The 11,803-nt window shown below is 72.5% G+C and carries 12 protein-coding genes; 4 read left to right on the top strand and 8 right to left on the bottom strand.

The features are described from left to right. Positions 1-20 precede the first annotated feature (20 nt). The 3 genes from OIE67_RS52555 (at position 21) to OIE67_RS52545 (ending at position 2,879) form a co-directional block, all read left to right on the top strand. A complete protein-coding gene (locus OIE67_RS52555; RefSeq protein WP_326634695.1) occupies positions 21-1,511 on the top strand; it encodes an MFS transporter in 1,491 nt (496 codons plus the stop codon). A 15-nt stretch (positions 1,512-1,526) separates the two neighbouring features. After that, entirely contained in the window at positions 1,527-2,348 is an 822-nt protein-coding gene (locus OIE67_RS52550) for an SDR family oxidoreductase (protein ID WP_326634694.1), read from the top strand. Positions 2,349-2,447: 99 nt separating this feature from the next. Then, the gene (locus tag OIE67_RS52545; RefSeq protein WP_326634693.1) at positions 2,448-2,879 is read left to right on the top strand and encodes an anthrone oxygenase family protein; all 432 of its coding nucleotides are present in this window, start codon (positions 2,448-2,450) and stop codon (positions 2,877-2,879) included. Here the strand turns inward: OIE67_RS52545 and OIE67_RS52540 are convergent. Together OIE67_RS52540 and OIE67_RS52535 are read right to left on the bottom strand one after the other, a co-directional pair. Further along, positions 2,873-3,286 carry a hypothetical protein gene (locus OIE67_RS52540; protein WP_326634692.1) on the bottom strand — a complete coding sequence of 138 codons (414 nt, stop codon included), beginning with the start codon at positions 3,284-3,286 and terminating at the stop codon, positions 2,873-2,875. The two genes, OIE67_RS52545 and OIE67_RS52540, sit on opposite strands and share 7 nt — an antisense overlap. Positions 3,287-3,416: 130 nt before the next feature. Then, positions 3,417-4,736: an acetamidase/formamidase family protein gene (locus tag OIE67_RS52535; RefSeq protein ID WP_326634691.1), complete on the bottom strand. Its 1,320-nt coding sequence runs from the start codon at positions 4,734-4,736 to the stop codon at positions 3,417-3,419. 139 nt (positions 4,737-4,875) lie between these two features. On the opposite strand from OIE67_RS52535, the gene OIE67_RS52530 reads away from it, so the two are divergent. Beyond that, a complete protein-coding gene (locus OIE67_RS52530) occupies positions 4,876-5,346 on the top strand; it encodes a PPOX class F420-dependent oxidoreductase (protein WP_106250829.1) in 471 nt (156 codons plus the stop codon). Between the two features lie 19 nt (positions 5,347-5,365). Here the strand turns inward: OIE67_RS52530 and OIE67_RS52525 are convergent, their stop codons facing one another. The 6 genes from OIE67_RS52525 to OIE67_RS52500 form a co-directional block, all read right to left on the bottom strand. Then, positions 5,366-6,430, bottom strand: a complete 1,065-nt coding sequence (locus OIE67_RS52525) for a VWA domain-containing protein (protein WP_326634690.1) — start codon at positions 6,428-6,430, stop codon at positions 5,366-5,368. A gap of 1 nt (position 6,431) precedes the next feature. Continuing rightward, positions 6,432-7,385 carry a VWA domain-containing protein gene (locus OIE67_RS52520; protein WP_326634689.1) on the bottom strand — a complete coding sequence of 318 codons (954 nt, stop codon included), beginning with the start codon at positions 7,383-7,385 and terminating at the stop codon, positions 6,432-6,434. Between the two features lie 31 nt (positions 7,386-7,416). Beyond that, positions 7,417-8,301, bottom strand: a complete 885-nt coding sequence (locus OIE67_RS52515; protein ID WP_326634688.1) for a DUF58 domain-containing protein — start codon at positions 8,299-8,301, stop codon at positions 7,417-7,419. A 6-nt stretch (positions 8,302-8,307) separates the two neighbouring features. Next, complete coding sequence (locus tag OIE67_RS52510) at positions 8,308-9,291, bottom strand: AAA family ATPase (protein ID WP_106250821.1); 984 nt, start codon at positions 9,289-9,291, stop codon at positions 8,308-8,310. A gap of 34 nt (positions 9,292-9,325) precedes the next feature. After that, on the bottom strand, positions 9,326-10,147 hold the full coding sequence (locus OIE67_RS52505; RefSeq protein WP_326634687.1) for a S1C family serine protease: 822 nt from the start codon (positions 10,145-10,147) through the stop codon (positions 9,326-9,328). Positions 10,148-10,240: 93 nt separating this feature from the next. Then, a complete protein-coding gene (locus tag OIE67_RS52500; protein ID WP_326634686.1) occupies positions 10,241-11,620 on the bottom strand; it encodes an FAD-dependent monooxygenase in 1,380 nt (459 codons plus the stop codon). Between the last annotated feature and the right edge of the window lie 183 nt (positions 11,621-11,803).

Genomic DNA, 11,803 nt, shown 5'->3' with positions numbered 1-11,803 from the left:
TCATCCTATCCGGAGACTCCATGCTCATCCGCGCGTCCCCCGAGGCGCCCGCCCGGCCGTGGGCCGTGCTCGCGGTCGTCATCGCCGCCGCGGCCCTCGACCTGCTCGACGGGACCATCACCAACCTCGCCGCCCCCGCCATCGTCGCCGACCTCGGCGGCGGGCAGGCGCTCGTCCAGTGGCTCGGCGCCGGTTACGCGCTCGCCCTGGGTGTCCTGCTGGTCACCGGCGGACGCCTCGGCGACCGGTACGGCCGCCGCCGCGTCTTCCTGACCGGCCTGACCGGCTTCATCCTCGCCTCGATCGCCTGCGGCCTGGCCGCCGGCCCCGCCGTGATCATCGCCGGGCGGATCGTCCAGGGCGCCTTCGGGGCGCTGATGATCCCGCAGGGGTTCGGCATCATCGGCGCCGTCTTCCCCCGCGACCGGCTCGGCCGGGCCTACAGCCTCTTCGCCCCGGCGCTCGGCGTCTCCTCCGTCGGCGGCCCGATGCTGGCCGGGCTGCTCATCGAGGCCGACCTGCTCGGTCTGGGGTGGCGGGGCATGTTCCTGATCAACATCGTCCTCGGCGGCGGCACGCTGATCGCCGCGATCCGGCTGCTGCCCGCCGACGACGGCGAGCGGGACACCACCGTGGACGCGCCGGGCGCGGCGCTGCTCGGCGCGGCCATGCTCGGCCTGCTCTACGGCCTGATCGACGGCTCGGCCGCCGGCTGGTCGGTGCGCCCGCTGCTGTGCCTGGCCGCCGGGCTGGCCTTCGCCGCCCTGTTCTGCCTGCGCCAGGTCACGGCGCAGGCGCCGCTGATCGAGCCGTCGCTGCTGCGCCGGCGCGGGTTCACCGCCGGGCTCCTGCTGAGCGTCGTCTTCCACGCCGCCGTCGCGGGCCTGCTGTTCGTGCTGGCCCTGTTCCTCCAGTCCGGCCTGGGCTACTCCCCCGTACGGGCCGCGGCGCACCTGTCGCCCGTGGCCGTGGGCATCATCGTCGCCTCCGTGGCCTGCCACCGCCTGGTCGCCCGCCTCGGCCGCGTGCTCATCGCCGTCGGCCTGGGCATCACGCTCGCGGGGACCGCCTGGCTGCCGGTCGTCGTGTCCGGCGGGGGCTGGGCGCTCGTGCCGCCCGTGCTGGTCGTCGGCCTCGGCCTCGGCACCTGTTTCGCCACCGTCTACGACGTGACCTTGGGCGACGTGGACCAGCGCCAGGCCGGCAGCGCGGGCGGATCGCTCAGCGCCGTCCAGCAACTCGCCAACGCGGCCGGCGCCGCCGCAGTCACCACGGTCTACTTCCACACGGCCGGCCTCCACACCGCCGGCCAGGTCCCGACCACCGACCTGCACACCGCCGGCCAGCTCGCCACCACCGGCCTCCACGCCGCCGGCCAGGCACAGGCCGCGACCGCCGCCGCCGTTCACGCTCAGGCCGTCACGCACAGCCTCCTGGTCGTCATCGCGGCCACGCTCATCTGCTGCGCACTGGTGTGGCTGCTGCCACGCCGCGCGCACGCCCACCACTGAAAGGAACTCCGAAAGATGACCATCCTCGTCACCGGCGCCCGCGGCGCCGTCGCCACCGCCCTCATCGGGCTGCTGCGCGAGCGCGGCCTGCCCGTCCGCCCTGCTTCCTCCACCCCGGCCGACCCGTCGATCGTCAGGTGCGACCTGCGCGACCCGTCCACCTTCGCCGCCGCGCTCGCGGGCGCGAAATCCGTCTTCCTGTACGCCGAGCCCGCGCACGCCGGGGAGTTCGCCCGGGAGGCGGCCGACGCCGGGGTCGAGCACATAGTGCTGCTGTCGTCGTCGTCCGTGCTCACCCCGGATCCCGACGCCGACCCGCTGGCCAGATCCCACGTCGAGGCGGAGCGGGCCCTGACCGCCGCACCGGTGCCTGGCACGCTGCTGCGGCCCGGCGCCTTCTGCGGCAACGCGTTCGCCTGGGCGCGGCCGATCAAGGCCGGGGAGCCGGTCGCGCTGCCCTATCCCCAGGCGCACGTGGACGCCGTTCACGAAGCCGACCTCGCCGCCGTGGCCGCCGCCGTGCTCGCCGACCCCGGCACGCTCGGCGGACGGGCGTACACGGTGACGGGGCCGCAGTCGCTCACGTTCGCCGACCAGATCGGGGTGCTGTCCCGCGCGATCGGGCGCGAGATCGTGGTCAAGCGGATCAGCAGGCAGGAGTGGAAGGCGCAGGCGGGCCCGTACATGGAAGGCCCGGTCGGGGACGCGCTGCTCGACTACTGGGAGAGCCGCGACGGGCGGCCGGCCGAGCTGACGCCGGTGGTGGAGGAGCTGACCGGGCGGCCCGCGCGCACCTTCGCCTCATGGGTGGAGGAGCACCGGAGCGCCTTCCGCTGACCCACTCCAGGGCTCGCCGGGTGCCGGGTGGACTCTCACGTATGGGGTTGAGCGGGACGACCATGGACCGTCCCCGGCCGGCGCGGCCACGATATGACCATGCTCGCACTCGCGCTCATCACCCTCGTGCTGCACGGCGCCCTCACCGGCCTGTTCTACGCCTTCTCGATGTCCGTCATGCCCGGCCTGAACACCCTCGACCCCGCCAGGGCCGAGGAGGCGATGCGCGGCATCAACAGGAAGATCCTCAACCCGTGGCTGTACCTGGTGTTCCTCGGCTCGCCGGTGGCGGCGCTGGTGGCCGGGTTCGTGGCGTCGTCCGTCTGGTTCTTCGCCGCGGCGGCGGTCAACTTCGTCGGCTCGTTCCTGGTCACCATGGTGATCAACGTGCCGATGAACAACGCCGTCGACGCCGGGACCATGTCGTGGAAGGAGTACTCGCCGCGCTGGACCGCGTTCAACACGCTGCGGACGGTGGCCTGCGCGGCCGGACTCGTGCTGGTCGGCATCGGCCTGACCGCTCTTCAGTAGATGCGGTACTTCTTACCGCAGTTGTCGAACTTCCCGGCCCAGCAGGTGAAGGTGTAGACCTTCTTGACGCCCTTGCCGCTCCAGGCGCCGACGACCTCGCCGTCCCAGGACTTGTTGAACCGCTTCCAGTGACCACCCTGGTACACCTCGAACCAGACCCAGCCCTTCTCACCACCGACCTTGTCCACCCCGTACCACTTCGTGAACACCTTGCCGTGCGACTTCCACGTCTTGCCGAACGTGTACGCCTTGTGATCACTGGAGAAGAACTTCCCCCAGCTCACCACCGACTGAGTCGACGCCGTGGTCGTGGTGGTGGTGCTCGCCTGAGCCGCAGCCGGGCTGAGAGCCAGACCGGTGATGGCCATCGAACCAGCCAGCGCCGCGATCGCGAAGGTCTTACGCATCTCGGGATCCTCCCCTTGTCCGTTCCGCCGGGGTGCTCCGGCAAGACAGACACTACGGAGACGCCACCCGACCATCTGTGGACGAATCCACACACCACATGTGATCGGCGCCACATCGCGTAGACCCTGCTCAGAAGTGCTCCTTGCGGATGAGCCCGTGCACGCCGGTGGTGCGATCGACCACCTGAGAGATCTCGAAGTCGGTGGCGGCCGACAGGTAGGCGTAGGCGACGGCGCGGTCCATCCCCTGGTCGTGCTCCAGGAAGTCGAGGGCGTTGACGACGGCGCGGCGCATGGCCACGTCCAGGTCGTTCACCTGGCCGTTCCTGGAGCCGTCCGGGTCGGACAGGCCGATCGGCAGCCAGGCGTCCGCCGTCTCGCCGAAGGGGTAGCGGAAGGCGACAGAAGGGGCGTCCCCCGAGCCCTTCTTGCACACCGTCAAACGGAACGTGGCGCGCAGCGAGCCCTCCATCGCCGTCAGCGCCACCTCGCCGCCGCCCATCGCGTGGTGGGGGTCGCCGGTGTAGAAGAGCGCGCCCTCGGCGAAGACCGGCAGGTAGAAGGTGGCGCCCGCGCCGAGGTGGCTGATGTCGATGTTGCCGCCGCCCAGAGTGGGCGGAATGCTGTTGAGCAGCGGATCGGTCGGCCGGTCGGACTCGGCGAACGCGACGCCCATCACCCCCATGAACGGCTTCAGCGGGAACGTCACCTCCTTGCCCTGCCTGCCGCGCTTGAGCACGCCGCTGGCCACGCCCTTGCGACCGCGCCGGACCGGGGTGAAGACCGAGACGTTCCCGTACCTGAGCGGATCGCCTGTGGAGCGGCCGTCGGTGGCCACGGGCGGCATGACCTCCGCCGGCGTGATGCCGTCGGGGGCGCCGCCGTTCGCCTGCCGGGCCAGCGCGCCCTTGCCGTGGCGGCTGGACACCACCCCGTACGGGACGCGCGGCAGCATGGAGAGCATCTCGACCTTGAGCACGTCGCCCGGCCGCGCGCCGGCCACATGGATCGGGCCCGTCACGACGTGCGGGCCGTCGAGGTCGAAGTCCCTGGGCGTGCGGTCGTAGTCGCGGGCGATGGCGATGGCGTCCTGGAGCACGTCCGACCGGGATACGCCGTGCCGGGCGAAGTAGGCGACGGGGTCGCGGCCCTGGTCCTCCAGGATGCCCTCGTGCGAGACCGTGTCGACGGTGACCGTGTCACCGGACCTGACCCGCAGCACCGGCTCGCTGCCCAGTGCGGGCACGTACCCCCACGTGACCTGCTCCACCGTGGACGGGAGGTAGTGCCGGCCGTGGATCGGCCCCTTGCGGGGCTGGAGGATCTCCTTCGGCAGCGTCGGGGTGGCGGCGGCCCGCCCGGCGCCGGCCAGCGACGCGCCGCCCGCGCCGGTCAGGGCCGCCGCCACGCGCAGGAAGTTCCGTCGTCCGTACGTCTGCGACACGCTCATGACTCTCCTCGCGGGGTCGAACGGGGGCGGGGTGACACCGATCATGTAGGACGTCTGTTACGTCCCCGTTTCGGATCGGGTGTTCCTCGCGTCAGGAGTGGAAGGATCGAAGCCACGTCCGTAATGAAAGGCATGTGTCATGGCTCCCAGCATCGCGACCGCCCGCCGCGTCGAACTGCCCGAACTGCTTGACTTCCTCCGTCCCCGCCACCACGGCCTGCTGTCCACCACGCGCGCGGACGGCCGGCCGCAGCTCTCGCCGGTCTCCTGCGGCGTCGACCAGGAGGGCAGGATCGTCGTCTCGACCTATCCCGACCGGGCCAAGGCGGTCAACGCCCGCCGGGACGACCGCGCCTCGATCTGCGTCCTGTCCGACGACTGGAACGGGCCGTACGTGCAGGTGGACGCCCGTGCGGAGGTGCTGGACATGCCCGACGCGCTCGAACCGCTGGTGGACTACTACCGCTGCATCGCCGGCGAGCACCCCGACTGGGACGAGTACCGCGAGGCCATGCGCCGCCAGGACAAGTCCCTGATCCGGCTGCACATCGACCGCTGGGGCCCGATCGCGACCGGCGGCTTCCCGGCCCGCCTGGCCTCCGACGACTGACCCCTGTAATCAGCCCCGGTCAGCGGGTAGGCGTACGAGGGCGGTTCCACCAGAGGGAGAGCGACAGGGCGGCGATGACGAAGAGCGCGCCGCCGGCCGCGAAGGCGGCGGCGGTGTCGACCCGCCGGCTGACGACGCTGAAGCTGCCCGGCAGGGCTTCGAGCGCGGTCTTGAGCTCGTCGGCGTTCTCGGCGCGGTGGTAGGCGCCGCCGGTGGTCTGGGCGATCTGCTTGAGCGCGGGCTCGTCGATCATGCGGATGTTGCGTCCGCCCCGGTCGAAGCCGCCGCCACCGCCCCAGCCGCCGCCCCACCCGCCGAAGCCGCGGCCGTCGAACTGGGTGTTCTCACAGACCATGGGAGCCGGAGTCGTGGTGCCGAAGCCGATGGGGTAGACGCGGACGCGGCGCAGGGCCGCCTCCTGGGCGGCGGTCTGCGGGTCCACGCCCTGGGTGTTGGCGCCGTCGGTGAGCACGATGATCGCCGCGGCGGCGTGGCCCTCGCCCGAGCCGGGATCGGGGCTCGCGCCGGTGGGGGCGACGGACGGATCGACCTCCGCGATGGCGTCGAGCGAGGCCAGCATGGCCTGGCCGATCGCGGTGCCGCGGCCGACGGTGAGGTTGTCCAGCGCCTCGGTCAGCGCGTCGGTGTCGTCGGTGGGCGGGACGAGCAGGCCGGCGCTGCCCGAGAAGGTGACCAGGCCGATGCGCGGCCCGCCCTCCAGGGACTCGATGAAGTCGGTGGCGGCCTTCTTGGCGGCGGTCAGCCGGTTCGGGTCCACGTCCGTGGAGCACATGGAGCCCGAGGTGTCGAGCGCGAGCAGGATCGTCGCCGCCGTCTGCGGCACCGGGACCGACGCCTGCGGCCGCGCGGCCCCGACCGCGAGCAGGGCGAGCCCGGTGACGAACAACGCGGGCGGAATCTTGCGGATCCACCGGGTCCGGCCGGGCAGCGCGCTGCGGACGAGGGCGATCGAGGTGACGCGGACGGCGGCCCGCCGCCGGCGGCGCAGCGCCCACCAGCGGATGCCCAAGATCAGCGGGATGATCAGGATGGACAGCAGGGCCCACGGCCATGAGAACGTCATTTCAGATCACCCGTCCTGACCGGAGCACGGTGAGCGCCGCTCCCGCGGTGAGCAGCGCGAGGGCGAGCCCGATCAGCCCGCCGGCGAGGGGCAGCGGCTCGTCGGAGACGGTGAGCCGCAGGTCGATCGTGCCGGCGATCCCGTCGAGCCGCGCGGTGTCGGTGGCGGGGTGGTACTCGCCGCCGGTGGTCTGCGCGATCAGCGTGAGCGTGTCCTCGTCGAGCGAGGTCTGCAGGTTGTAGCCGTCCACCTTGACCGCGGTGCCCGCCGTGGTGCCGACGCCGACGGTGTGGATGTGCACGCCCGCCTGCTGGGCCAGGGTCGCGACCTGCTCTACGTCGTTGCCCTGGTTCTGGCCGTCGGAGAAGATCACGATCGTGGCGGACGGCCAGTAGCCGAGGTCGGGCGGCGGGGCGCCGTCGCGGCCGAGGGCGGCCTGCTTGCCGGTGATCGCCGTCAGCGAGGCCGTGATGGCCGCTCCCAGCGAGGTGCCGCCGGTGATCTTCAGCCGGTCGATGGCCTTGAGCGCGACGGAGTGGTCGGCGTCGGGCCTGGCGGTGGTGAGCGCGCCCCGTTCGAACGCGACGACCCCGATGTCGACGCTGTCCGGCTGCGCCGCCACGAACGCGCGGGCGGCCCGCTGCGCGCCCGCCAGCCGGGTGGGCGCGACGTCGTCGGCTCCCATGCTGTTGGAGACGTCGATGGCCAGGATGACGGTGCCCGCCGCTCGCGGGACCGGCACCATGGCCGCGGGGCCCGCGGTGGCGATGGCGAGCACGGCGACGCCGGCGATGGTCAGGCCGACTCCCAGGTACGCCCGGCGTCCGCCGGGCACGGCCAGGCCGGCCGCGGCGAGCGCGGTCCTCCTGCGGCGGGCCGAGACGACGGCGGCCCAGGCGAGCGCGGCCGTGACCAGCAGCCCGAAGATCAGCAGCAGCGGAGCCGACCACGTCATGGAGCCTCCCCCGCGAACGTGTCAGGCGCGGTCATGACGTCCGCTTTCCGGTTCTGGCGACGACCTCGACGAGCGCCTCCCCGAGGTCGCGGTCGGTGTCGATGCGGTGGACGGGCACCCCGGCCCGGCGCATGCCCGCCGTCAGCCGGGCGTCGCGGGCGTCCACGGCGGCGCGGAACCGTACCTGGAGCAAGGGGTCGGCGGAGTCGACGACGAGCTGCTCGCCCGTCTCGGCGTCCTCGACCACGATCAGCCCGGCCTCGGGCAGCACGTCGTCGGCGGTGTCCACGATGCGCAGCGCGACCACCTCGTGCCGGCGGGCCAGCCGCTGCAGGGAGCGCTCCCAGTCGCCCTCGCCGATGAAGTCCGACAGCACGACGACGAGCGCGCGCCGGCGCGCGAGCCGTCCGGCCGCGTCGATCATCTCCGCCAGGTCGGTGGTGCTGCCGCCGCGCGTCCCCGACGTGCTCTGGAGCTCGGCGGCGATCCGCAGCGCGTGCCGCCGCGAGGTGCCGGGCGGCACGACGCGCACCATCCCCGTGTCGAACAGCACGGCGCCGACACGGTTGCCACCCCGCCCGAACAGCCGGGTCAGGATGAGCGTGAGCTCGGCGAGCACGTCGTGCTTGCCGCGCCCCGGCCGGCCCGCCCCCATGGAGGCCGAGCGGTCGAGCACCAGCCACACGGTCAGCTCACGGTCCTCGGTGAACACGCGCAGGTGCGGCTCGTCCAGCCGGGCGGTGACGTTCCAGTCGATGTGGCGGGCGTCGTCGCCCTCGGTGTACGGCCGCAGCCCGGTGAAGTCGATCCCGGTGCCGCGGTACGTCGTCCTGTGGGCCCCCTGGAGCCGGCCGTCGAGCCTGCGGACGACCTTCCACTCCAGGCGGAGCAGCAGTTTCTCTGGGGCGGTGGCCATGGCGGCTCAGCGGTTCTGCAGGACGACGTCGGGCGCCCTGACGGCCCCGAGCACCCTGGTGATGATCGTGTCGGGGTCGACGTCGTCGGCCAGGGCCTCGTACGACAGCACCAGGCGGTGCCGCAGCACGTCGAGCGCGAGCTCGGCCAGGTCGTGCGGCAGGACGTAGTCGCGCCCGCGCAGGAAGGCCAGCGCGCGAGCTCCGGTGACGAGCGCGATGGAGGCCCGCGGGCTCGCCCCGTAGGTGACGTACCGCTCCAGCTCGCCGAGCCCGGCCGTCGCGGGGGAACGGGTCACGCCGACCAGCCGGACCGCGTAGTCGACGATGGCCGGATCGACGTACACCTGCCGGGCCCGCGCCCGCATGGCGATCAGGCCCTCGGGTGTCACCATCGGCTGCGGCGGCTCCGGCGGGCGCAGCGCCCTGGCCACGATCGCCTGCTCCTCGGCCTGCGCGGGGTAGTCGACGACCACCTTCATCATGAAACGGTCGACCTGCGCCTCGGGCAGCGGGTAGGTGCCCTCCGACTCGATCGGGTTCTCCGTCGCCATGACCAGGAACGGCTCCGGCACCTTGAACGTCTCGCGGCCGATCGTCACCTGGTGCTCCTGCATCACCTCCAGCAGGGCGCTCTGCACCTTGGCGGGGGCGCGGTTGATCTCGTCGGCCAGCAGCAGGTTGGCGAACACGGGACCCAGCTCGGTCCTGAACTCCCCGGAGTGCTGGTGGTAGACCCGGGTGCCGACGAGGTCGGCGGGCACCAGGTCGGGGGTGAACTGGACCCGCTGGAAGCTGCCGGACATCGCGGCGGCCAGCGACCTGACCGCGAGCGTCTTGGCCAGGCCGGGCACGCCCTCGACCAGCAGGTGGCCGTCCGCGATCAGGGCCACGGCCATGCGCTCCAGCAGCACGTCCTGTCCGACGATGGTGCGTTTGACCTCGAACAGCACCTGTTCGAGCGGGTGATCGGCCTGGTTGGTCGAGGTCATGCGGTGTTCCCTCTCGTCGGTTCCCTCTCGCCGGTCAAATCAGCGGCCCGTCGCCGGGCGGGCCGTCGCCGTCGGTGCCTCCGCCCAGGGCCACGCCGATCGGCACGGCGAACGCGATGCCGGCGAAGGCCTCGTCGCCTCCCGGGTCGGCGATCGAGACGACGATGCCGACGACCAGGCCGCGGGCGTCCAGGAGCGGGCCGCCCGAGCTGCCCGGGTTGACGGAGGCGTCGAACTGGATGAGCCCCTTGAGGTCGCCGTCCTCGGCGGTCCTGTCGGCGGTGCGGTTGAGGCCCGAGACGACGCCGGTGGAGACGCTGTAGGTGAGGCCAAGGGGGTTGCCGATGGCGACGACGGGCGCGCCCACGCTCACGCCGCCGCCGAGCGTCGCGGGGACGACGATCTCCGGCAGCTTGGCGGGTTTGAGGGTGGCGACGTCGAGCTTGGGGTTCGAGGACGAGACCGCGGCCTTGGCCTTGGTGCCGTCGGCGAACGTCAGGTTCACGTCCTTCGCGCCGTCGATGACGTGGTACGCGGTCAGGATCGTGCCGTCGTCGGCCGCGATCACCCCGGTCCCGAGCGACCGGCCGGCCTGGATGACCACCACCGACGGCCCGACCAGCTTGAACACGTCCGGCACCGTGAGCGTCGCGGTGGGCGTCGGCGTGGGGCTCGGCCTGGGCGCGGATCCCTCGACCTGCCCGCCGCGGCCGCCCAGCCAGTACGCCAGCACCGCCACGAGGACGAGCGCGGCGATCGCGGCGCCCCCGACGGCGAAGCGCCGGGCTCGCCCGGCCACGGCTCCCCGATCTGCCAGAGCCTCGGCCGCACCGGTCTCCTGCGGCGCGTGCCCCATCGCCCCATAGTCATAAATTTATGTTGAAAGTGCTACAAACTTCGCCTGAGAACTTCATGAGAACCGCGTCCGCGCAGCTCACCGGGGTCGGCGCTACACGACCATGGCCAGATAACCAGCGAGCTCGTCGGCCGAGGAGGTGGCGACGCCGACATGGCCGTCAGGCCGGATCAGCGTGTACCGCTCCCCTCCGTACGGCTCCGCCACCCGGTACGCCCGCACCTCCGCCCCCGACCCGTTCCACGGCTCGGCCGACAGCAGCGTGAAGTGCGTGCCTCTGAGCAGGTCGAACATGCGCGCCTCTGTCCCGTCCGCCAGCCGCACCCGGCCGTCGGGAACGCGGTCACCGCCGTGCCCGGCCAGGGAGCCGCCCCCGTAGGAGAGCGACAGCTGGTAGGTCTCCTCGTCCCGTTTGACCGATTTCTTGTCGTGCAGGTCCGTGCTGAGGCCGAGCATCCGGGCGGCGACGGGCCGCCGCTCCTCCTCGTAGGTGTCCAGCAGTTCCTCCGGCGCCCCCGCCAGCACCCGGGCCAGCTTCCAGCCCAGGTTGTACGCGTCCTGCACCCCGGTGTTGAGCCCCTGCCCGCCGGCCGGCGAGTGCACGTGGGCCGCGTCGCCGGCCAGGAAGACGCGGCCCGAGCGGTAGCGGTCGGCGAGGCGGATGTTCACCCGGTAGAGGGACGACCACAGCAGCTCGGTCAGCCGGACCCCGCGCAGCATCGACCGCTCGGCGAACAGCCGCTGGTACCAGGCCAGCGTGTCCTCCGGTGACACCCCGGGTTTGAGCGGGGCGAGGAGCTGGAAGGTGTCGGTGCCGGCCATCGGATACAGGGCCACGAAACCCTTGCCCGGCCGCGCCCAGGCGTGGATGTGGTCGCGGCCGAGCCCTTCCGCCCGCACGTCGGCCAGCGCGGCGCGTTCCTCCTCGCGGGTCTCGCCGGTGAAGCCGATGCCGAGCGACTTGCGTACCGGGCTCTTGCCGCCGTCCGCGGCGACCAGGTAGCGCGCCCTGACCGTCTCCCCCGTGCCCAGCGTGGCGCGCACCCCGTGGGCGTCCTGCTCGATGCCGGTCAGCGCGGTGCCGTACTCCACCTTTCCGCCGAGCTCCGCCAGGCGTTCGCGCAGCACCGCCTCCGTACGCCACTGCGGGTGCATCATCACGGTCGGGTACGGGACCGCGTCCGTCGGCCGGGCGGGCCTGTGCATACGGGTCTGCCACACGGGTACCCGGCCCAGCCGGAACCGCAGCGGCGGGTACGGCGTCGCCACGCCAAGAATGCGGCCGATCACGCCGAGGTCGTCGAAGACCTCCTGCGTACGCGGCTGCAGGCCCTTGCCCTTGGACCCTCCCGAGGGCTGCGCGGCCTGCTCGACGACGCGGCAGGAGACGCCGCGGCGGGCCAGGTCCACGGCGAGGGTGAGGCCGGTGGGACCGGCGCCGGCGACGATGACGTCCGTGGTGGGTTCGTTCATGAAAGGGACGGTGTCAGGCCGCTCTGCCGGATCGCTGTCAGCCGCTGCCGGGCGCTGTCAGCTGCGGATTCTCCCTCGGCGGCGATGGGCCTCCGGCAACCGGCTCGGGACCTCCCCGGAGCGTGTTAGAAAGGCTCATTGTCCGATGATGAGGTGTGCCGAGTGATTGACGATGTTCTCCGT

This window comes from Nonomuraea fuscirosea (assembly GCF_035917475.1).
Lineage (GTDB): Bacteria > Actinomycetota > Actinomycetes > Streptosporangiales > Streptosporangiaceae > Nonomuraea > Nonomuraea fuscirosea.
Note: the sequence above shows the minus strand (reverse complement) of the source record. Positions and strands in the feature narration are given on the sequence as shown.